At 68.8% G+C, this 20597-nt stretch carries 15 protein-coding genes; 9 read left to right on the top strand and 6 right to left on the bottom strand.

The window, feature by feature from the left end:
- Nucleotides 1-17 precede the first annotated feature (17 nt).
- A complete protein-coding gene (locus ADE01S_RS02765; RefSeq protein ID WP_062679933.1) occupies nucleotides 18-1496 on the bottom strand; it encodes an efflux transporter outer membrane subunit in 1479 nt (492 codons plus the stop codon).
- A 195-nt stretch (nucleotides 1497-1691) separates the two neighbouring features.
- Between ADE01S_RS02765 and ADE01S_RS02760 the strand changes: the two genes are divergently transcribed.
- Nucleotides 1692-2345, top strand: coding sequence for a TetR/AcrR family transcriptional regulator (locus ADE01S_RS02760; RefSeq protein WP_082775685.1), 654 nt, complete (start codon nucleotides 1692-1694; stop codon nucleotides 2343-2345).
- A gap of 75 nt (nucleotides 2346-2420) precedes the next feature.
- The gene (locus ADE01S_RS02755; RefSeq protein ID WP_242663351.1) at nucleotides 2421-4001 is read left to right on the top strand and encodes an EAL domain-containing protein; all 1581 of its coding nucleotides are present in this window, start codon (nucleotides 2421-2423) and stop codon (nucleotides 3999-4001) included.
- A 5-nt stretch (nucleotides 4002-4006) separates the two neighbouring features.
- Here the strand turns inward: ADE01S_RS02755 and kch are convergent, their stop codons facing one another.
- Nucleotides 4007-5212 carry a voltage-gated potassium channel protein gene (gene kch, locus ADE01S_RS02750; protein ID WP_370511522.1) on the bottom strand — a complete coding sequence of 402 codons (1206 nt, stop codon included), beginning with the start codon at nucleotides 5210-5212 and terminating at the stop codon, nucleotides 4007-4009.
- A 432-nt stretch (nucleotides 5213-5644) separates the two neighbouring features.
- Nucleotides 5645-6454 (bottom strand): response regulator transcription factor, encoded by an 810-nt coding sequence (locus tag ADE01S_RS02745; protein WP_062679929.1) that lies wholly within the window; start codon nucleotides 6452-6454, stop codon nucleotides 5645-5647.
- Between the two features lie 575 nt (nucleotides 6455-7029).
- Between ADE01S_RS02745 and ADE01S_RS02740 the strand changes: the two genes are divergently transcribed.
- Nucleotides 7030-7425: a helix-turn-helix domain-containing protein gene (locus ADE01S_RS02740; protein ID WP_082775667.1), complete on the top strand. Its 396-nt coding sequence runs from the start codon at nucleotides 7030-7032 to the stop codon at nucleotides 7423-7425.
- Here the strand turns inward: ADE01S_RS02740 and ADE01S_RS02735 are convergent.
- Nucleotides 7406-8557: an acyltransferase family protein gene (locus ADE01S_RS02735; RefSeq protein ID WP_332459834.1), complete on the bottom strand. Its 1152-nt coding sequence runs from the start codon at nucleotides 8555-8557 to the stop codon at nucleotides 7406-7408. The two genes, ADE01S_RS02740 and ADE01S_RS02735, sit on opposite strands and share 20 nt — an antisense overlap.
- A gap of 315 nt (nucleotides 8558-8872) precedes the next feature.
- Here ADE01S_RS02735 and ADE01S_RS02730 point away from each other — a divergent pair, with 315 nt between their 5' ends.
- The 3 genes from ADE01S_RS02730 (at nucleotide 8873) to ADE01S_RS02720 (ending at nucleotide 11038) form a co-directional block, all read left to right on the top strand.
- Entirely contained in the window at nucleotides 8873-9403 is a 531-nt protein-coding gene (locus ADE01S_RS02730; RefSeq protein WP_062679926.1) for an META domain-containing protein, read from the top strand.
- Nucleotides 9404-9420: 17 nt separating this feature from the next.
- Nucleotides 9421-10218, top strand: a complete 798-nt coding sequence (locus ADE01S_RS02725; protein ID WP_062679925.1) for an META and DUF4377 domain-containing protein — start codon at nucleotides 9421-9423, stop codon at nucleotides 10216-10218.
- An 82-nt stretch (nucleotides 10219-10300) separates the two neighbouring features.
- Complete coding sequence (locus tag ADE01S_RS02720) at nucleotides 10301-11038, top strand: sulfurtransferase (protein ID WP_062679924.1); 738 nt, start codon at nucleotides 10301-10303, stop codon at nucleotides 11036-11038.
- An 85-nt stretch (nucleotides 11039-11123) separates the two neighbouring features.
- Here ADE01S_RS02720 and metG read toward each other — a convergent pair whose 3' ends face one another.
- On the bottom strand, nucleotides 11124-13190 hold the full coding sequence (metG, locus tag ADE01S_RS02715) for a methionine--tRNA ligase (protein ID WP_062679923.1): 2067 nt from the start codon (nucleotides 13188-13190) through the stop codon (nucleotides 11124-11126).
- Between the two features lie 236 nt (nucleotides 13191-13426).
- Entirely contained in the window at nucleotides 13427-13702 is a 276-nt protein-coding gene (locus ADE01S_RS02710) for a hypothetical protein (RefSeq protein WP_062680115.1), read from the bottom strand.
- Between the two features lie 101 nt (nucleotides 13703-13803).
- Between ADE01S_RS02710 and apbC the strand changes: the two genes are divergently transcribed.
- Genes apbC through ADE01S_RS02695 form a run of 3 tightly spaced genes read left to right on the top strand, consistent with a single transcriptional unit; the run spans nucleotide 13804 to nucleotide 20561 of the window.
- On the top strand, nucleotides 13804-14892 hold the full coding sequence (gene apbC / locus ADE01S_RS02705; protein ID WP_062679922.1) for an iron-sulfur cluster carrier protein ApbC: 1089 nt from the start codon (nucleotides 13804-13806) through the stop codon (nucleotides 14890-14892).
- A gap of 3 nt (nucleotides 14893-14895) precedes the next feature.
- Complete coding sequence (locus ADE01S_RS02700; protein ID WP_062679921.1) at nucleotides 14896-16788, top strand: autotransporter assembly complex protein TamA; 1893 nt, start codon at nucleotides 14896-14898, stop codon at nucleotides 16786-16788.
- Nucleotides 16785-20561, top strand: coding sequence for a translocation/assembly module TamB domain-containing protein (locus ADE01S_RS02695; RefSeq protein WP_082775666.1), 3777 nt, complete (start codon nucleotides 16785-16787; stop codon nucleotides 20559-20561). Before ADE01S_RS02700 ends, ADE01S_RS02695 begins: the two co-directional genes overlap by 4 nt.
- The last annotated feature ends 36 nt before the right edge of the window (nucleotides 20562-20597 follow it).

The raw sequence follows: 20597 nt of genomic DNA, 5'->3' as shown, positions 1-20597 counted from the left end.
GGATCCTAGGTTCTTGGTTATCGGGGGCTGGCTTCGGTCGTGCCGGCGGCGGCCTGGGCCGGAAGGGAGGCTTGCGTGCCGCCGCCCAGCGCCGCGTACAGCCTGACGCGGCTGGACAGCAGCGCGCGGCGCGTCTGTGCGAGCTTCTGCTGGGCCGCGAGCAGGTCGCGCTGGGCGTCCAGCACTTCCAGGTACGGGGAGGCGCCGTGGTCGTAGCGCAGCTGGGCCAGGCGGGCGCGCTCGCTCTGCGCCGCCACGGTGGCGCGCAACACCTCCACCTGTTCCGCCAGCCAGCGCCGGGCGGACAGGGCGTCGGAGACGTCCTTGAACGCCACCTGTATGGTCTGTTCATAGCTGGACACGGCCTGGTCGCGGCGCGCTTCGGCCAGGTCCACGGTCGCGCTGCGGCGGCCGGCGTCGAAGATCGGCAGGCTGATGCTGGGCGCGAAGTTCCAGGCGCGGCTGCCGCCCGAGAACAGCCCGTCGAGCTCGGCGCTGGCGGTGCCGAACGCGCCGGTCAGGGTGATGCTGGGCAGGAAGGCCGCGCGGGCCGCGCCGATATTGGCGTTCGAGGCCTTCAGCCGGTGTTCCGCGGCGACGATGTCCGGGCGGTTGACCAGCAGTTCCGAAGGCAGGCCGGGCGGCAGGTCGCGCATGACGGCGTCGTCGTCCAGGCGGGGCGGCAGGCGGGGCAGGTCCAGCGGCGCGCCCACCAGCAGCTCCAGCGCGTGGGCCTGTTCGGCGCGGGCCTGTTCCAGGTCGGCGCCCAGGGCCTTGGCCTGCTGCCACAGGGTTTCGACCTGCGTGAGGTCTAGCTTCGAGATGGAGCCCACTTCATAGCGGCGGCGGAAGATGCGCAGCGATTCCTCGCGCGAGGCGATGGTCTCGCGGGTCAGCGCCAGGCGTTCGTCCAGCTCGCGCAGCGACAGGTAGCTGTCCGCCACTTCCGCGATCAGGCTCAGCGTGGTGGCCCGGGCGGCCGCGTCCGAGGCCAGGTAGTTCTGCAGGGCGGCATCCTTCAGGTTGCGCACGCGGCCCCAGAAATCCAGTTCCCAGCTGGCCATGCCGACGCCGACCTGGTATTGGCTGGAGACCTGCGGCTGTCCGGTGAAGTTCAGGTCGCCCGGCACGCGGGCGCGGGAGCCGTCGGCCTGCACGCCGATGGTGGGGAACTGGTCCGCCCGCTGGATGCCGTACAGCGCGCGGGCCTCTTCGACGCGCAGCAGCGCGTTGCGCAGGTCGCGGTTGTTGTCCAGGGCGGTGGAAATGAGGCCTTGCAGCACCGGGTCCGGGAAGTAGGAGCGCCAGGCGATTTCGGCAGCCGCCGTGGCCGGGGCCGCGGCGCCCGCGTCTTCGGGCGCGTACGTGGCGGGCACGGGGAGGGCGGGGCGGTCGTAATCGGGCGCCAGCGAAACGCAGCCGCTGACCAGCAGCGCCAGCAGGGCTGCGGGGGCAAAGCGCGCGGCGATCGTGGCCGGAAACGGGCGGCGTGTCATGCGAAGTCTCTCCAGCGCGTGGCGCCGGGGGCCGATCCGGGGCAGGCAGGCTAGATGGCACGCCTCGGGACGGACCCGACACCGAAGTCATGTCCGTATTGTGCCTATGCCTGCCTGCATATTCATTGACCAGGATCAAGTTAGCGACTGACCGGTCGGTTTTTAATGAGCCGTATGCAAGAAGGGAGCAGCAGCATGAACACACAGCGTCGTCGTCTTCCGCAGGCCGTGCGGGTCGGGCAGATCCTCGACGCCGCGCTGCAGGAGTTCGCCCACGCCGGCTATGCCGGCGCCAGGATGGACGACATTGCGTTGCGCGCGGGCCTGTCCAAGGGCGGGCTGTACGCCCATTTCGACAGCAAGGAAGCCGTGTTCGAGGCCCTGCTGGCGCGCCACCTGAGCCCGTCCCGGCTGGACGTGGACGCCGTCGTGGACGGCGCGGCGACCCCGCGCCATCTGGCCGAGCGCATCGTCAACCACCTGTACGTCAGCCTGGGCAACCCCGCCATGGTCAGCACCCTGCGCCTGCTGCTGGCCGAAAGCGGCCGTGTGCCGCACCTGGCCGCGCGCTGGCGCAACGACACCGCCGCGGCCCACCAGGCCGACATCGCCCGGCTGCTGGAACGCGCCCGGGCCCGCGGCCTTTGCGGCGACTGCGTGGCGCGGGACCACCCCTGGCTGTTGCTGTCGCCCATCGTCCACACCCTCGTCATGTCCGCGCTGCTCGGGCCCGGCGAGCGCCTCGACCTGCCGGAGCGCCGCCAGGCGCACGTGGCGCTGATCTGCGAGTTGCTGAAGGCGCCAGCGGCGCCCGGGCAACCTGGTCCTGGAAGCGGCCCCGCTTCTTGACGTTGCCAGCGCCTTGGTGTCCTATCCAGGCTGAGCTTGCGGCAGCCATGGACGACCTATGCGGCGAGAGGCGATATGCCTATAACGGGAATGACGGCCGGAACGCCGTCCTGGCGTTACCTGCCGGTGGCGCTGGCCCTGGTGCTGCCCGTCCTCGTCTGCGTGGGATGGACCTGGCTGCACGCGAACCAGGCGCAGCGCCTGGAGGCCGGAACCGCGGCCCGCATCGTGCGCGTGCAGGCCGAAAGAATCCTCTCCCAGTCCCGCGACATGCTGGAGCGGGTGGCGGCGCTGGCCTCCGGCCCGTGCCTCGAACTGCTGCCGGACCTGCAGCGCTGGGGCGCCCTGAATCCCTATTTCCGCTCCCTGATACTTGCCCGCGACGGCCGCGTCTATTGCTCGTCGGCCCTGGGCGGGGTGGACGCCTCGGTCGACGATTTCAGCCGCTGGCCCGTCCGCATTTCGGCCGACGGCTGGCCGCGGACCGTGGCCGGCACGCCGCTGGCGCCCGACCGCCCCGCCGTCCTGTTCGGCAAATCCCGCGAGGACGGCTACAGCGGCATCGTTGAGGTCGACGGCCGCTACGTGCAGGATCTGCTGGATGCCGTTGCCACCATGGGCGATCTGCAACTCGAACTCATCGTCGGCCAGGGCGCTCCGATCCGCAGCGAATCCTGGGGGCGCGGGCCTCGGGACGCCATGCCGCTGTACCACGACACCCTGACCGAACCGGGCGGCGCGACCCTCACCGTCAACATCCGGGGGCCGTCGGAAGCAGTGGTGCAGGCCTGGTCGCGGTCCATGCTGACCTACCTGCCGGTCGCGTTGCTGGTCGGCGCGGGCCTGGCGTTGGGCGCCTACCGCCTGCAAGCCGTTCGCCGGTCGTTCCGCGAGCAGTTGCGCCGGGCCATGCGCGGCAATGAATTCCACGTGCATTACCAGCCGATCTACGGCCTGGCCACGGGCCGCTGCGAAGGCGTCGAGGCCCTGATGCGCTGGGAGCGGCCCAGGGTGGGCCCCGTGCGCCCCGACGTCTTCATCGCGGCGGCCGAGGCCGACGGCATGATCATCGCGCTGACCCGCCACCTGCTGGCCCTGATCGAGCGCGATGTGCGCGCCTGGCCGACGCCGCCGGACTTCCATATCGGCGTGAACATCGCGGCGGAGCACCTGTCCAGCGCCGCGCTCGTGTCCGACATCCAGGCCTTCGCGGCGGGCGTCGCCGCGCGCCGCCCGCTGATCGTGCTGGAGATCACGGAACGCAGCCTGATCGAAGACGACGGCCAGGCCCGGCGCAATATCGACATCCTGCGCGCCCAGGGGCTGCGCGTGGCCATCGACGATTTCGGCACCGGCCACTGTTCGCTGTCATACCTGCAGAAGTTCCCGGTGGATTACCTGAAGATCGACCAGGGGTTCGTGCAGGCCATCGAAACGACGGGGGAAGAGGCGCCGGTCCTGGACGCGATCATCACGCTGGCGGGCCGGCTGGGGCTGGCGGTGGTGGCGGAGGGGGTGGAAACCCAGCACCAGTTCGACTACCTGCAGGCGCGCGGCGTCGCCTTCGTCCAGGGATACTTTTTTGCGCGGCCGATGTCCTCGGCCGAGTTCGCGCGGTGGTACGCGGGCGGCACGGCGCCCGGCGCCGCGGCCTAGCGCCCTCAGGCCGCCTTGCCGCCGGGCGCGGCCTTGGTGAAGAAGAGGTCGGTGATGGTCTGGCTGTCCATGGGTTCGCCGCTGATGGCGCGCGCCAGCAATTCCGCGCCCAGCAGCTGAACCGAGAACACGAGGTCGGGCTGCACGCGGCGGATCTTTTCCAGGTGCTTGCTGGTATTGACCAGCGCCACCGTCTTGGCGCCCGCATCGCCCGTGGCTTCCTTCGCGGCCAGCACGATGAACGCGTTCTCGGCGTCGTCGTCGCGCAGGGCCAGCACGTAGCGGGCGCGGGCCACGCCCGCGTTGTGCAGCACGTCGACGCTGGACGCGTCGCCCTCGATCAGGTCGGCCGCCGCCGGGTATTCGGACGCGCTGCCGGGGGGCACGATGACGGTGACTTCGTCGCCCCGGCGGCGCAGGCCGTCGTAGACGCTCAGCGCCAGGGGCGTCGCGCCCGCGATGATGATGTGATTCTTGCGCATGGCGGTGGAGAACCTGCCTTTGACCAGCCGTTTCAGATTGCCGCCGATCACCGGCCCGGCGATCGCGCTGATGGAGGTGGCGAAAATGGTGATGCCCAGGATGATAATCGACGCGGTGAACAGCCGGGCGGTGCCGCTGTGCGGCGTGATGTCGCCATAGCCCACCGTGGACATGGACACGATGGAGAAGTAGAAGGCCGTGCCGGCGTCCAGGATCGGCGGGTTGAATTCATTGCCCAGGTAGAGCGCGCCGAACACCGCGTAGATCAGCAGCGACAGCATGCTGACCACCGCGAACAGCGAGCCGGCGGTGACGCTGGCCCGGTCGAACCGCCGCCAATAGGCGATCAGGGCGATGACGAGGACCAGGGTGTAGATGCCCAGGCCGGCGCGGCCGTGGTCGTCCAGGATGGCGAAGGTGCCGATCCCGATCAGCAGCACCAGCGAGAACGCCCAGGCGATGCGGGCCTTGAGGATCAGGCCCAGCGCGATGACCTGCAACCCCATCCCCAGGACCAGGCGCGGGATCTCCAGCAGGCCGACGACCCGCATGACCTCGTGCCAGTTGTCGATGGCGAGCCAGAACGAGTATTCCCGCGCGCGCACTTCGCGCAGCACCGGGTGCATGAAGGCGTATCCGTCGAGCGCCACCAGGATGGCCAGGCACCAGTTGGGCGGGAACAGCGCCAGCACCTTGCGGACGCGGTGCATGAGGGGAACGGGCATCATCGGCATTGGGGGGATCCTTTGGCGCCCATTTTAGGATGTGCTTGCCGCGGGGTCTCCTATACCTGATATGTATAGAAGACTATCAACAAAGAATTACTGGAAACCTGCCCGAAGTCCTAAACTTCGTTCATCACGCGGCTATCCGCAAGGATCGCCGCTGATAAGGGCGATGCGCCCGCCGGTTTGCGTAGGCGGACGAATCGTCCGGCGTTGATCACGTTGCAGCTTGCGCGGGGACTAGAGACCCCGCTCGGGTTCACGGCCTGGCCGTGCGTGAGCAGTATGAGGCACGAATGTTGGAATCGCGTGGGCCAGGTAGTAGGCATCAGTGCCGGCTGATGACTCCAGGTTCACGTGTTGTTTTAGCGCGGCGTCTTAACCTTTCGAGGCAGCGCCGCGTTTTTTTCGTCCGGTCGCCGCCCGCCCGGCGCGTCACGAGGACGCGTCCGCCGTCTCCCGGCGCCAGTCGTCCGGCGCATCCGGCCGGCCCTCTTCTCCCATCCCCCGAATGTCCAGGTCGAACGCGATGTCCGCGGCGAACATGTAGCCCCAGCCGTGCACGGCGCGGATCGGCAGGGCCATCTGCTTGGCGGCCGCCTTGCGCCGCAGGCGGCTGATCATGACGTCCACGAAGCGGCGGCGCGTCATGCCGTCTTCGGCGCCGTCCGCGCCGTCGGCGTGGAAGGCATCGCGGCTGACCTTGCGGTCGGGGGAATTCACCAGGCGCGACAGGAAGTCGCGCTCGCCGGTGGTCAGGCCCAGGGTCTGGCCGCCGGGGCTGATCAGCGTCCATCCCTTGTTGGCCAGGCGCCAGGTTTCCTGCGCGGACTCTCCCGGCGCGGGCGCCTCGGGCGCGGCGTCGGCGTTTTCGTGGGCCGCGCCCCGGCGCACCAGCGCCTGCAGCGCCGCGGCCAGCTCCAGCCCGGAGACGTCGGGGGGCAGGCAGGCGTCCGCGCCGCACAGCAAGGTGCGGATCCGGCTTTCGGCGTCGGGAAACGCGGAGATGGCGACGATGCCCAGGCCGCGGTCCGCCGCCCGCAGCCGCACGGCCGCGTTGTGGATGTCGGGTTGCGGCGCTTCCAGGATGATCAGGGGACAGGGGCGGCGGAAATACTGTTCGTACACCTTGGCCAGGTCGTGGCAGAGGCGGACGTTGAAACCCAGGTGCGACAGGGCCTCGGCAAGTCTGGCATGTCTGGCGTCGTCGTAGCCAAGAAATATGACATCCAGCGTGTTGTTCATTGATGCTTCCAGGACGGGGTCGTCCGGCGGTGTTGTTCGAATGGGCGCGTGGCCAGCCTGGTGCCCAGGTCGTTGCGGCCGGCTCGCGGCGTTTCCCGCGTCGATGCCGCTTGGAAGTCACGCCCGTGTTTTATTTAAACACGGGCGTGTTTTTTTGTGAAGATACGTTTCTGTAGTTTCCGATGGTAACTTAGGTGCGCCATCAATTGGCGGGGAAATGCTTGAAATACTGTTTGTTTTGAAATTAGGGACAACAACGTATTAAGTATCGCCGATACATTATTTTCTACTTCAGATACATCAAGGGCCTAAACTTGCGCAGCTTTTTACCTCCCGCGCTGGCCGGCGCGCGCGGCCGCGGCCGGCCTCCGGCGTAGGCGCAGCCATCTAAGTCAATGATAGATATGGGTTTTGCGGGGCGTCTGCGGCCCGCGCCCCGGCAGGCGCGCGGGCGCAAAGGCCCTGCGGCCGCCCGCTGCCGCGATTTGCGGATTAGCCCGGCAATTGGGGCGCAATCCGTTTATTTGGCGTCAGTATCGGGATGCTTTAATCAAAAACATAAATCCATATTAATAATGTCTCAGGTCGATCGATTGGACACGTTTAGCCATCGTCTGCGCAACGCAAGAATGCTTCAGGGATGGACACAAAAGGACTTGGCGGTCGCAAGCAACCTGTCGCAAAGCGCTATCGGCAACTACGAGAGCGGGCAGCGCCAGCAGCCGTCCAGCGACGCCCTGATCAAGCTGACCCGCGCCCTGCGCGTCAATCCCATGTGGCTCAGCATCGGCGAAGGCCCGATGCTGAATCCGGACCCGGAAGGCGGCGCGGCCGGCCCGGGCGAGATGCCCACGCCGGCGGCCTGGCCCTTCGAAACCGTCTCCTACGCGACCTACTGCCGCTTGAGCTCCCAGGAAAAGCGGCAGATCGAGCTGGTGCTGGCCGCCTACATCAAGGCACGCGGCGAATAGACCCCAGGGGCTGGGCTGGCGTCGTCGGGCGCAGCCTTGCCCCGGCGCCGGCCGCTGGCGCCTGCGCGCCGTCGTCCGCCGCCCCGCCGGTGTCCGTGCGCAGCCGATTGCGCAGGCGCTCCACCGGGTCGGCGATCAGGCCGTTGAGCAGCGCCGAGAAACCGATACAGCCCGTGATGACCAGGGCCGCGAACAGCATGGGCTGATGCACGTTGATCTCGTCGAGCAGCCAGGTGAAGAACATGATCACCAGCGCATGGCAGATGTAGATGGGGTAGCTCAGTTCGCCGATCACCCGGTCCAGCCGGTGGCGGGACTGGAACAGGAAGGCCAGCGGCAGCAGCGCGGCGAAGAACATCACCGCCAGGCCGTCGCGCACGGTCGGATTGATGCCGATCGAGAAGTGCAGCAGACAGTAGCCGACCAGCGCGGCGACGCCCAGTTCGGGCAGGCGCTTCACCTTCAGCGTCCAGGCCTTGTAGCGCGGCAGCAGGACCTGGTGCGACAGCGAGCCGATCAGGAACAGCGCCAATTCGGTCGGGAAGAAGCGGTAGGTCCAGGGGTCGCTCAGGCCGACGCCGGTGGCGATCAAGATCCCGCGCAGGGCGAGCGACGCCGCGAGCAGGGCCAGCAGCCGGCGCGGCGATCCCAGCACGAAGGGCGCCACCAGGTAGAAGCTCATTTCCACGCCCAGCGTCCAGGCCTGGGGCACCAGCAGTCCCTGGTACAACGGCACCTCGCTGCGGGCGAAGCTGCCCGTGAACACCAGCGCGGAATGCTCGATGCCGAAGAACATCAGCCAGTCCTGGCCCATGATGAAAATGTTGGACAGCACCAGGAACAGTTCGGCGCTGAAGGGCAGGGCGTCGTAGATGCGGAAGAACGCGCCGCCGCTCACGATATGCGCAAGCAGCGTCATGGCCGCGACGGCCAGATAGATCGGGAACAGGCGCAGGAAGCGGTTCGCGTAGAACTTGCCCACGGCGCCCTGGTAGTGGTCGGTGGCGGTCAGGACGTAGGAAATCAGGAAGCCGGAGATGACGTAGAACAGTTGCACCGCCAGCCTGCCGCCGACCAGTTGGTCGGCATAGCCACCGCCCAGATGGTCGAGCACCACGGATAATGCCAACAAGGTTCTCAAGAAGCCCATCGCCGTGTCTCCAGGAATATTTTTTTGAGGCCCCGCGGGGAGCCGGACACCTGCGGTACTTGCGGCCGACTCCCCGTTCCTGGAGCTGCCAGGTCCTGCCGGAGGGGGACCCGTACTGATTCTGCGCGTCGGTCGCCACCCCCGCCATGCGGCTTACGATGCAGCAAGCCCCTGCCATCGGAGCGAGGCGGCCCGCGGCCCCGTGCTGCTTTTGGATACGGCTGTTGGGCGGAGAAGACAGTCGTCCTAGTCCAAGGCGGTTACAGTGGGGGGACGCAATTCTTTGGAGTCCCGTTCATGCCTATCCTGATGTCTACGCGTTATCGGCTGCTATGCCTGGGCCTTCTGACCGCGGCATTGGCGGGATGCGCCGGATCGCCCGGCGGCGCGCGGCCGCAAGGCGCGGCCGCGGCCAATGCCGCCAGCAGCGCCGATTCGCTGGCCCAGACCAGCTGGGAACTGCTGCGCTGGACCGAACCCGGCGGCGCGCTGCGCGATATTCCCCATGGGGATAACGGCGAGCCCGTGCGCCTGACGTTCCTGGCCCAGGGCAAGCAATACCGCGTCAACGGCTTCTCCGGCTGCAACCGCTACATGGGCTCGTACAAGCTGGAAGGCGGCAAGCTCTACATCGACGCGCCCGCCACCACGCGCATGGCCTGCGCCTCGCCCGAGCGCGCCCGCCTGGAAGCCGATTACCTGCGCGGCCTCTCCTCCATCGACACCTTCACGCTGGACAACGGCGGCGCCCCGCGGCACCTCACTTTCAACCTGCGCGGCGGCGACGTGCTGGAATTCGCGCGGCGCCAGGATCCGCCGACGCCGTAGGCTTCCGGGAGCCCCCCATGACCGTTTTCGCGCTTTCGCGCCGGCTGGCGCCCTGCCTGCTGGCCGTCGGCCTGGCCGCCTGCTCGTCCCAGCCCCATCAGGCCGGGGCCGGGCAGGATCCCCGCTACCAGCCCGCCGCGGCCTCGGATTTCCTGGCGCAGACCGGCTGGGACCTGGCGCGATGGACGAAACCGGGCGGCGCCCTGCGGCCCGTGCCGCATCCGTCCACCGGTTCGCGGCCGCTCACCGTCAGCTTCATCCATGAGCGCGGCGCGCCGCGCATCGCGGGCTATTCGGGCTGCAACCAGTACACCGCTTCCTACACGGTCGCCAACGGCCTGCTGATCGTGCGCGACCGCCCCGTGTCCACGATGATGGCCTGCGCGCCCGGCAACATGGGGCTGGAGCGGGATTTCCTGGCGTCCATGGCCCGCATCACCGCCAGCTCGGTGGACAACGCCAACAATCCCCAGCGCATGACCTGGGTGCTGGATACCGGCGACAGGCTGGATTTCGGCCGCCGGACCGATCCCATCGCGGGCGGCCAGCAGGGGCCGACCAAGCTGGTGTACGTGAACGCCGAGAAGGTGCCGTGCAGCACCAGCGCGGGCCGCGCCATGTGCTACCAGGTGCGAGACAGCGCCGCGCAGCCCTGGCAGCCTTGGCAGGGGGAAATCACCGGCTTCCAGTTCCAGCCGGGCATCCGCTATCGGCTGCGCGTGGTCGAGCTCCCGGATCCGGATCCGGGGGCGGACCCGTCGTCCGTCCGCTGGGTGCTGGACGCCGTGGTCGAGCAGGAAATCGTCTCTCGTTGAGCGCCGTCAAGGCGGGGCGGGGGCGGCGCAGGGGGCAGCGATTACTATTACGGGTTTCCCGCCCGCTTTACGCCGTTTTTCCATGACTTCCGTCGTCAATATCGCCGCCTACAAATTCGTTTCCCTGGACAGCCTGCCGGCGTTGCGCCTGCGCCTGCTGGAGGAGGCCGGCCTGGCCGCGCTCAAGGGCACGATCCTGCTGGCAGAAGAGGGCATCAACCTGTTCCTGGCGGGGGCGGCCGAAGGCATCGACGCCTTCCTGAAGGCCCTGCGCGCCGACGCGCGCTTCGCGGACCTGGAAGTGAAGTTCAGCCATAGCGCGGCCGTGCCGTTTCGCAAGCTGCTGGTGAAGATCAAGCGCGAGATCATCCGTATGGACCACCCGGCCATCCGCCCCGAGGCGGGGCGCGCGCCCGGCGTGGACGCGCAGACGCTGGCGCGCTGGCTGGAGCAGGGGGTGGACGACGCGGGCCGGCCGGTGGTCATGCTGGATACCCGCAATGCCTTCGAAGTGGACGAGGGCACGTTCAGGAACGCCATCGATTGGCGCATCGAACGCTTCACGCAGTTTCCGGCCGCGGTGCAGGCGCACCGCGCCGAGCTCGAAGGCAAGACCGTGGTCAGCTTCTGCACTGGCGGCATCCGCTGCGAGAAGGCCGCCATCTACATGAACGAAGCCGGCATCGAGAACGTCTACCAGCTCGACGGCGGCATCCTCAAGTATTTCGAGGAAACCGGCGGCCCGGGCTACGACGGCAAGTGCTTCGTCTTCGACGAACGCATTTCGCTGGATCCGGCGCTGGCGCCCAGCAGGGCGTAGCGGCAGAGGACGCCGCCGCAGGAGCCACAATGACGAAGAGCCCGCCTATCGGCGGGCTCTTCGCATGCGGCGCGGCCTTGCGGGCTTAGCGCACGCGCATGCCCGGCTTGGCGCCGGGGAACGGCTCCAGCACGTAGATGCCGGCGTCGACCGCCTCATCGGCATGGCTGGCAGCCAGCACCATGCCTTCGGACACGCCGAACTTCATCTTGCGCGGGGCCAGGTTGGCCACCATGACGGTCAGCTTGCCGATCAGGTCTTCGGGTTGGTAGGCCGACTTGATGCCGGAGAACACATTGCGGTGGCGGCCTTCGCCCACGTCCAGCGTCAGGCGCAGCAGCTTGGTCGAACCTTCCACCTGCTCGCAGTTGACGATCTGCGCGATGCGCAGATCGACGCGGGCGAAGTCGTCGATGGAGATGGTGTCGGCCAGCGGTTCGCCGCCAGGCACCACCACGGGAGCGGCGGGCGGCTCGAACAGGTCTTCCAGCATTTGCGGTTCGACGCGCTGCATCAGGTGCTTGAACGGCGCCACGCGTTGCGGCAGCACCGCGGCGTCCGCCCAAGTGAACGGCGCCTGGGCGCCGAAGAGCTCCAGGGCCACGCGTTCGGAGAGGGCGGGCAGCACCGGCGCCAGCATGACGGACAGGGCCTTGAAGCCGGCCAGCGAGCGCGAGCAGATATCTTGCAGCTTGGCCTTTTGCTCGTCGCTGGCCTCTCCGATGCCCTTGGCCAGGACCCACGGCTGCGCGGTGTCGAAAGCCTGGTTGATGCGGTCGGCGTAGGCCATGATCTCGCGGATCGCGCGGTTGTACTCGCGGGCCTCGAACGCGGCGCGGATGGACTCGGCCTGTTCGGCGTATTCCGCGGCCAGCGCGGCGGTGTCGCCGGAGTAGCCCAGCACGCCGTCGAAATGCTTGGTGATGAAGCTGGCGGCGCGGCTGGCGATGTTGACGTACTTGCCGACCAGGTCGCTATTGACGCGGGCGATGAAGTCCTCGGGGTTGAAGTCCATGTCTTCGACCCGGGCGTTCAGCTTCGCCGCGATGTAGTAGCGCATCCACTCGGCGTTCATGCCGATCTGCAGGTAGCGTAGGGGCGAGATGCCGGTGCCGCGGCTCTTGGACATCTTTTCGCCGCTGACGGTGATGAAGCCATGCACGTTCACGGCGTCCGGCGTCTTGCGGCCGGCGAATTTCAGCATCGCGGGCCAGAACAGCGCGTGGAAGTACACGATGTCCTTGCCGATGAAGTGGACCTGCTCGGTGCTGCCGGCGGGGTCGAGCAGCGCGTCGAAATCCAGGCCCTTGAGCGCGCAATACGACTTCAGCGAAGCCAGGTAGCCGACCGGCGCGTCCAGCCACACGTAGAAGTACTTGCCCGGCGCGTCGGGGATCTCGATGCCGAAGTAGGGCGCGTCGCGGGAAATGTCCCAGTCGCCCAGCTTGGCTTCGCCGTCGTCGGCGCCCAGCCATTCGCGCGTCTTGGCCAGCATTTCGGGCTGCAGGTGCTTGCCGCCGGCGGCATTCGAGCCGGTGGTCCATTGCTGCAGGAATTCCACGCAGCGCGGATCGGACAACTTGAAGAAGAAGTGGTCCGAGGATTTCAGCACGGGCGTGGCGCCGGTCAGGGCCGAGTACGGGTTGATCAGCTCGGTGGGCGCGTAGACCGCGCCGCAGACTTCGCAGGAATCGCCGTACTGGTCCTTGGCGTGGCACTTGGGGCATTCGCCCTTGATGTAGCGGTCGGCCAGGAACATGCCCTTGACCGGATCGTAGAACTGCTCGATGGAGCGGGTTTCGATCAGGCCCTGGGCCTTCAGCGCGCGATAGATGTCGTGCGACAGCGCGACGTTCTCGGCGGAGTCCGTGGAGTGCCAGTGGTCGAAACGGATGTGGAAGCCGTCCAGGTACTGCGGGCGCTCCGCGGCATAGCGGGCCACCAGCGCCTGGGGCGTGATGCCTTCCTTCTCGGCCTTCAGCATGATCGGCGCGCCGTGCGCGTCATCCGCACCCACGAAGTGCACCGTGTGGCCCGCCATTCGCATCGAACGAACCCAGATATCGGCCTGGATGTACTCCATGATGTGGCCGATGTGGAAAGATCCGTTGGCGTAGGGCAGCGCAGTGGTGACAAAAAGGGTGCGAGACATGGTTGTCGATGGAGGGTTGAGGGAAAAGGGGGTTGGCCGGCCATTTTAGGGCAACGGCGGGGACGTGCCGGATGGGGCGTCCGGAGGCGGCCCATCGATGGCCGATCCGCCTGTCGCGGCGCGCGGATCAGGCGGGAATCAGGGGCGGGAGGGATAGGCGGGAATGCCGGCGTCGCGGCCCTGCGGACGCGTGCCGCCGCGGCCCGCTTGCGCCGCGGGCATCGGGGAAGCCGCCGTCAGCGGATTTCGCGGGCTTCGACGTCGATCACGTCGCCGCGCGGCTGCGTGGCGAACGGGGCGGCGCCGGACTGGAACGGCCCCGGGCGGGCGCCTTGGCGCTGGCTCCAATAGGCGCGAACGCCGAAAGGCTTGCCGCGCACCTTGGCGACCACGTACAGGATCGCCACGGCGATCGCCGTGGAAAGCATGAAGACCAGCGCCATCGCCATGCCGATCAAGGCCAGGGCGGCGAATAGGACGGCACGAAAGAAGCGGATAAGTGTGTTGGTCATGAAGATCGGATGCAAAACGCAGCGAAAGGTTCCCGGGTATCCGCTATCCTTTAGGGGATGGCGGCCCGCAGAAGCCGCGCTGCCTACGGAACCACAGTGATATGAGTATAACGATAGAACACATCCGCGCCGCGCTGCGCGCCGCGCAAGACCCGAATACCGGTTTGGATTTGGGTGTTTCTGTAAAAGATCGTGACATTCAGCTGGACGGCAACCGCGTCGCGGTGGCCCTGGAGCTGGGCTATCCCGCCGACGGCGTCAAGGACCAGGTGCGCGGCATCGCCGAGGCGGCGCTGGCCGGCGCCGGCGCGCCGGGCGCCCAGGTCTCGGTGAGCTGGAAGGTGGCCGCGCACGCGGTGCAGAAGGGGCTGAAGCCCCTGCCCAACGTGCGCAACATTATTGCAGTGGCCTCCGGCAAGGGCGGCGTGGGCAAGAGCACCACGGCGGTGAACCTGGCCCTGGCCCTGGCGGCCGAGGGCGCCAAGGTCGGCCTGCTGGACGCGGACATCTACGGCCCCAGCGTGCCGACCATGCTGGGCATCTCCGGCCGTCCCGAGAGCCGGGACAACAAAAGCATGGAGCCGCTCACCGGCCATGGCCTGCAGGCCAATTCCATCGGCTTCCTGATCGACGCCGATTCGCCCGCCATCTGGCGCGGCCCCATGGTCACGCAGGCCCTGGAGCAGCTGCTGCGCCAGACCAACTGGCGCGACCTCGACTACCTGATCGTCGACATGCCCCCGGGCACCGGCGACGTGGCCCTGACGCTGGCGCAGAAGGTGCCGGTCGTGGGCGCGGTCATCGTCACCACGCCGCAGGACGTGGCCCTGCTGGACGCGCGCAAGGGCTTGCGCATGTTCCAGAAGGTCGAGGTGCCGATCCTGGGCGTGGTCGAGAACATGGCCATTCACATTTGCTCGCAGTGCGGGCACGCGGAACACATCTTCGGCGAGGGCGGCGGCCGGCGCATGGCCGAGCAGTACCACACGCCGTGGCTGGGCAGCCTGCCGCTGACGCTCGCCATCCGCGAGCAGACGGACGCCGGCACGCCGACCGTGGTGTCGGACGCCGGCAGCGAAGCCGCGGCGCTGTACCGCGGCATTGCCCGGAAGCTGGCGGCCAGCGTCGCCGCGCTTCCGCGCGACATGGCGGGCAAGTTCCCGTCCATCGTTGTGCAGCAACCGACCTGAAGCATGCGGTGGGCAGCCCGCGCCTTCTTGGCTGGATGTTGTGCGATGGCGGGCGAGGCGGCGGCCAAGCGCCCGGAAATCATCGTGGATCCGGGCGGCGTGCCGCCGGCCGCGCTCCAGGCCATCACCGAGGCGGTCGATGCGATCGCCCGGCTGGCCGAGGACCAGGACGGCGGTGAAATCAACCGCCTGCGGCGTCGCGCGCGCGACGCGACGCTGGCGGCCCTGGCCACCCAGGGGTATTTCTCGCCCACGGTGACGCTCGAAGCCGGCACCGACATCGGCGGAGAAACCTGGGACATCGGCATCGTCGCCGGCAAGCGCACGACCGTCTCGTCCGTGGACCTGAACTTCACCGGCCGCATCACCCGGCCGGAGTTCGCCTCGCGGGTGCAGAAGCTGCGCGACGACTGGCAGCTCAAGGCGGGCCAGCCCTTCATCAACAGCGACTGGAACAAGGCCAAGTCGACCCTGCTGGACGCGGTCTCCTCGCGCGATTTCATGCTGGCGCGCATGACCGCGTCTCAAGCCGAGATCGAGGCCGACAAGGCCTCGGCCGCCTTGCGCGTCACCATAGACAGCGGCCCCCAGGTCCGCATGGGCGAGCTCACCACCGAAGGCCTGAAGCGCGTGCCCGAGAAGCTGGTCGAGCGCTATGTGCGCTATTCGCCGGGCACCGCCTACGACCAGAACAAGCTGGACACCTGGCAGCAGGATCTCCAATCCACGGCCTTTTTTCGCGGCGCGTTCGTGTCGCTGGAACAGCCGGGCCAGGCGCAGCAAACCCCCGCGCCCAACGCCGACCGCGCGCGCGCGCCGGGTTCGACCGACCTGGCCGCCAACACGCCGGCGGGGGATCCCTCCGTGTCCGGCGCCATGCCCGCGCCGCCGCCTGCCTACGATTCGAACGGCGAAGTGACCTTGCCCGTGCAGGTGCGGGTGGTGGAAGCGCCGCCCAAGCGTTTCACGGGTTCGATCGGCGTGGACGACGAGGCCGGCCTGCGCGTGGAATCGCTGTACCGGCAGAACGTGGTGTTCGGCCAGCCGCTCACCCTGGAAACGGGCTTCAGCGTTGACCGGCTGCAGCAGCGCGTCTACTCGGATTTCCTGTTGCCCCCGAACGAGCGCGGCTACAAGGATTCCATCGGCCTGCTGTACGACCACTCCGACATCCAGGGGCTGGACGTGACGCGTTACGCCCTGGGGGCGACGCGCCTGCAGGAACGCAAGGGCGCGGGCGACAGCCGGGTCGAATACGAAACCCGCTGGGGCCTGCTGCTGGCGCAGGATCACGTGAAGATCGACGGCGGCGACCGCTACACCTTGCCCACCCTGACTGCCACGGCCGAGTGGCTGCGCCGCGACGTGGACAACAAGTACGACCCGCGCGAAGGCAACCTGATCGCGGTGGGCGGCGGCGTGGGCGTGACGCTGGACACCGGCGAGCCCTATACCCGCGCCCGGCTGCGGGCCCAGAAATGGTGGCCCATCGGCAAGCTGGACGTGCTGACCGTGCGCGGCGAGGTCGGCCGGGTGTGGTCCAACAGCAAAGTGCGGGTGCCGGACGATTTCGGTTTCCGCACGGGCGGCGCGCGCTCGATCCGGGGCTACAAGTACCAGAGCATCGGGGTCGAGCGCGATGACGCCGTGGTGGGCGCGCCTGCGCTGCTGGTCGGCAGTATCGAGTACGACCACTATTTCAACGAGCGCTGGGGCATGGGCGTGTTCGTGGACGCGGGCGACGCCGCGGAATCGTTCGGCGACATGTCGATGGCGGTGGGTTACGGCGTCGGCGCGCGCGTGCGCACGCCGGCCGGGCCCTTGTTCCTGGACGTCGCCTACGGCCAGCGCGACCGCGACCTGCGCCTGCATTTCTCCCTGGGGATCGCGTTTTGAAGGGCTTGCGCAAATTCCTGCGCCACGTGCTGGTGTGGTGGTTGCCGGGCTTGGCCATGCTGACGGTGCTGGCGGGCGGGTTCCTGTTCTGGCTGGCTGGCTCGCAGAGCGGCACGCGGCTGCTGCTGACCACGGCCGCCCAGCAATTGAACGGCCAGGCGCTGGACGTGAACGGGTCGCTGCTGCGCGGCGTCTCGGTGGGCAAGCTGGACCTGGACGCGGGCGGAACCCGCATCGATATCACCGACCTGCGCCTGAACGTGCACTGGCGCGCCCTGGGCGACCGCCTGCTGCACGTGCGCGAGGTCTCGGCGGGCTCGGTGCGCGTCGCGCTGGTCCCGTCGTCCGACACGCCGCCCGCGGAAGACGACGGCGAGCCGTTCTCGCTGCCCGCGCTGCCGGTGGACATCGCCGTGGACCGGCTGGCGCTGGGCGACTTCCAGCTGGAACAGGACGGACAGCCCCTGCCCGTGACCCTGGGCCGGCTGGAGGCCACCTTCGCCGCGGGCAAGCAGGGCGCGCAGTTGCGTATCGCCAGCCTGCGCGTGGGCCACGAAGCGGGGCAGGCGGACATCACCGGCCAGGCCGAACTGCAAGGCATGGCCGATCCCTGGCCGTTCGCCGCGCGGCTGGACGTGACCGCGCGCGGCGCCGGTCCCGATTCCCCGCTGTGCGAAGCCGACAAGCTGAGCGGCGTGTTCGACCGCGCGCAGGGCGCGGACCGGAAACCTGATTCCAAGGGCGACGCCAAGGTCGAGCCCAAGAGCGACGCCAAGGCGGGCGCCGGCAAGCGCGATCCCAAGACCGCGGACCCCAAGGCCGCGAATGCCAAGGCAGCCGCCGCCAAGGCGGCAGACGCCAAGGCGGCGGACGCCAACGCCGCGGCCCCCAAGGCGGCGGACGCCGCGCCCGCCTCGCCGTCCGAGGCCCCCCGGCCCGCCTGCGAGGTGGTGCTGCGCGCGGACGCCGCCGGCTCCCTGGATGGTATCCAGGCCAAGCTGGACGGCGAAGGCTCCGGCCTGCTGCTGGACGTGACCGCCGACCTGGCGCCGCGCACGGCGCTGGTGCTGCGCAGCGCCCGGGCGCGGGCGCAATTGCCCGACAAATCGACCCTGGCCGCCCAGCTCGACCTGCAATCGGACGCCGTCCAGGGCGAGGGCCGCGAGCGCATCGCGGGCACGATCAGCGCCCAGCGCCTGGATCTGTCGCCGTGGCTGGGCAAGGACATACCGCCCGCCGTGCTGACCGTGCGCGGCGATGTGCGCGCCGAGATCGAGAACCTGAGCCAGCTGCGCCACGCCGCGGTAGACCTGCGTTTCGAAGAAGGCACGCGCTGGAACAGGCAGCCCCTGAGCGGAGGGCTCAAGGCTCAGGTGGACATCGCGGCGGCCGGCGCCGAGCCCGCCGCGCCCGAGGGCGACCCGCTGGCCGGGCTGCGCATCCACGGCCTGGACGTAGACCTGAAACTGGGCCGCAACCAGATCCAGGCCGCCGGCGAGCTGGACGCCCGCGACGGCGCGCTGTCGCTGGACGCCAAGGCGCCGCAGCTGGACGCGTTCTGGCCCGGCATCCCGGGCGGCGCAGAGCTCAAGGGCAAGCTGACGGGCACGCTGGCCGCGCATCGCGGCGAGCTCGCGGCGGGCTACACGCCGCCCAGGCCGCGCTCGGGCGTGCTGGGCGAGGCGCCCGCCAAGGCCGTCATCGCCTTCGCCGGCGCCTGGGGCAAGGGCCCGGCGGGCGCGCCCGACGCGGCCCTGACGGGATGGCGCGGCACGTTCTCCCGCCTGACGGCCGAGACCGCCGGCTTCACCGTCGCGGCGGACCGGCAGGTCACGCTGGCCTACCTGCCGTCCGCGGTGGAGCCGCAGTGGCAATGGCAGGTGGGGCAGACGGCGCTGAGCCTGACCCTGCCCGGCAAGGAACGCATCGTGCTGGCGCACCAGGGATCGCGCGGCGGTGGCAAGCGCTGGGAAACCGCCGGCCAGGCCGACAATCTGGTGATCACGGCCGCCATGGCGCGCCAGGTGATCGGCGCGGTCGATCCCGAGGCCGCGGCCAAGCTGGGCAAGCGGCCCAACCGCGTGAACGCGATGATTCCGGAAGGCCAGCGCCGCATCGGGCTGGACGTGCTGTGGGACCTGAAGTTCGACGGACGGCTGGGCGGCAAGGCGCGCATCACGCGCCGCGAAGGCGACCTGCTGATCCCGGGCGACCCTCCCATCCCGCTGGGCCTGAAGGCGCTGGTGCTCGACGTGACCGCCACGCCGACTTCCGCCAATGCCAGCCGGCTGGATGCCAGGATCAATCTGGCGACCGACAAGATGGGCGTCGTCAACGGCACCGGCACCGCCGTGCTGGCGGTGGACGCCAAGGGCGGCATGGCCCTGGATCCGCGGCAGCCGCTACGCGCCAAGCTGGATGCCGACATCGCCGACCTGGCCTGGGTCGGCCTGTTCGTGGGCGACTCCATGGAAGTGGGCGGCGCGGTGAAGGCCAATCTGGAAGCCCAGGGCACCCTCGCGGGCAAATGGTCGGCCAGCGGCAACATCCGCGGCGACAAGCTGCGCGTGGTGCGCATCGACGATGGCGTGCGGCTGATCGACGGCACCTTGTCCGCGCGCCTGGACGGCGACCGGGTGATCCTGGAGAGCCTGCGTTTCCCGGCTTCCCTGCGGGTGATGCCTGCCGAATGGCGCACCAAGGAATGGATCACCACCAACCCCGAGGCCAAGGGCGGCTACGCCGAGGCCAAGGGGCAGTGGAATTTCATCGACGGCGGCGGCGACATCCGCCTGACCCTGTACCGCTTCCCGGCCCTGCAGCGCTCGGACCGGTACGCCATGGTGTCCGGCGTCATCGACGTGAAGGCGGCCATGCCGCGCATCGACATCGTGGGCGACCTGAAGGCGGACGCGGGCTGGTTCAGCCTGGAGATCCTTCAGGGCGTGCCGTCGCTGGACGACGACGTCAAGGTGCGACGGCCGGGCGACGACCCCGGCACGGTCTCCACGCCGTTGCAGACCACCATGAACCTGAAGTTCGACATGGGACCGCGCTTCTACATCACGGGCATGGGGCTGGACGCCGGCCTGCTGGGATCCATCCAGATCCTGCTGCAGGACGGGCGCCTGACCGGCGTGGGCGCGCTGCGCACCCGGGGCGGCGGCATCGAGGCCTACGGCCAGAAGCTGCGGCTCAGCCGCGGCACGCTGACCTTCCAGGGCCGCCTGGACAACCCGCTGCTGGACATCGAGGCGCTGCGCACGGGCGAACAGGTCGAGGCGGGCGTCAAGGTGGTGGGCACCGCGCAGCGCCCGCGCATCGACCTGGTGTCCTATCCGGACGTGAGCGACGTGGAAAAGCTGTCCTGGCTGCTGCTGGGCCGCGGCCCCGACGAAAGCGGCGGCGACGCCGCGCTGCTGATGTCCGTGGGCACGGCGCTGCTCGGGGGCGGCCAGCCGTTCTACAAGCAGTTCGGGCTGGACGACGTCAGCATCAAGACGGGCAACATCGGCAGTTCCGGCAGCATCCTCCCCGACCGCACGGTGGCCGGCGACGTAAACCGGGACAGCGACAGCCAGCTCGCCACGCAATTCCTGGTGGCCAGCAAGTCCTTCGCCAACGGGATCACGCTCAGCGTGGAGCAGGCGCTGGCGGGCAGCGACACCGTGGGCCGGGCCAGTTACCGCCTGGCGCGCGGCCTTTCGGTGGACCTGAAGGGCGGGGCGGTCAACGGCATCGCGCTGGTTTACCGCACTTTCTGGGGCAATTGAGGCGCGGCGGGACGATACCGTCCCGCCCGGCTGCCG

The sequence above is a fragment of the Achromobacter denitrificans NBRC 15125 genome (assembly GCF_001571365.1).
Classification (GTDB): Bacteria; Pseudomonadota; Gammaproteobacteria; order Burkholderiales; family Burkholderiaceae_B; genus Achromobacter; species Achromobacter denitrificans.
Note: the sequence above shows the minus strand (reverse complement) of the source record. Positions and strands in the feature narration are given on the sequence as shown.

Coding starts and splice junctions, on each gene's coding strand:
- ADE01S_RS02765 (WP_062679933.1), bottom strand. CDS start 1,496: ATGACACGCCGCCCGTTTCCGGCCACGATCGCCGCGCGCTTTGCCCCC.
- ADE01S_RS02760 (WP_082775685.1), top strand. CDS start 1,692: ATGAACACACAGCGTCGTCGTCTTCCGCAGGCCGTGCGGGTCGGGCAG.
- ADE01S_RS02755 (WP_242663351.1), top strand. CDS start 2,421: ATGCCTATAACGGGAATGACGGCCGGAACGCCGTCCTGGCGTTACCTG.
- kch (WP_370511522.1), bottom strand. CDS start 5,212: ATGATGCCCGTTCCCCTCATGCACCGCGTCCGCAAGGTGCTGGCGCTG.
- ADE01S_RS02745 (WP_062679929.1), bottom strand. CDS start 6,454: ATGAACAACACGCTGGATGTCATATTTCTTGGCTACGACGACGCCAGA.
- ADE01S_RS02740 (WP_082775667.1), top strand. CDS start 7,030: ATGTCTCAGGTCGATCGATTGGACACGTTTAGCCATCGTCTGCGCAAC.
- ADE01S_RS02730 (WP_062679926.1), top strand. CDS start 8,873: ATGCCTATCCTGATGTCTACGCGTTATCGGCTGCTATGCCTGGGCCTT.
- ADE01S_RS02725 (WP_062679925.1), top strand. CDS start 9,421: ATGACCGTTTTCGCGCTTTCGCGCCGGCTGGCGCCCTGCCTGCTGGCC.
- ADE01S_RS02720 (WP_062679924.1), top strand. CDS start 10,301: ATGACTTCCGTCGTCAATATCGCCGCCTACAAATTCGTTTCCCTGGAC.
- metG (WP_062679923.1), bottom strand. CDS start 13,190: ATGTCTCGCACCCTTTTTGTCACCACTGCGCTGCCCTACGCCAACGGA.
- ADE01S_RS02710 (WP_062680115.1), bottom strand. CDS start 13,702: ATGACCAACACACTTATCCGCTTCTTTCGTGCCGTCCTATTCGCCGCC.
- apbC (WP_062679922.1), top strand. CDS start 13,804: ATGAGTATAACGATAGAACACATCCGCGCCGCGCTGCGCGCCGCGCAA.
- ADE01S_RS02700 (WP_062679921.1), top strand. CDS start 14,896: ATGCGGTGGGCAGCCCGCGCCTTCTTGGCTGGATGTTGTGCGATGGCG.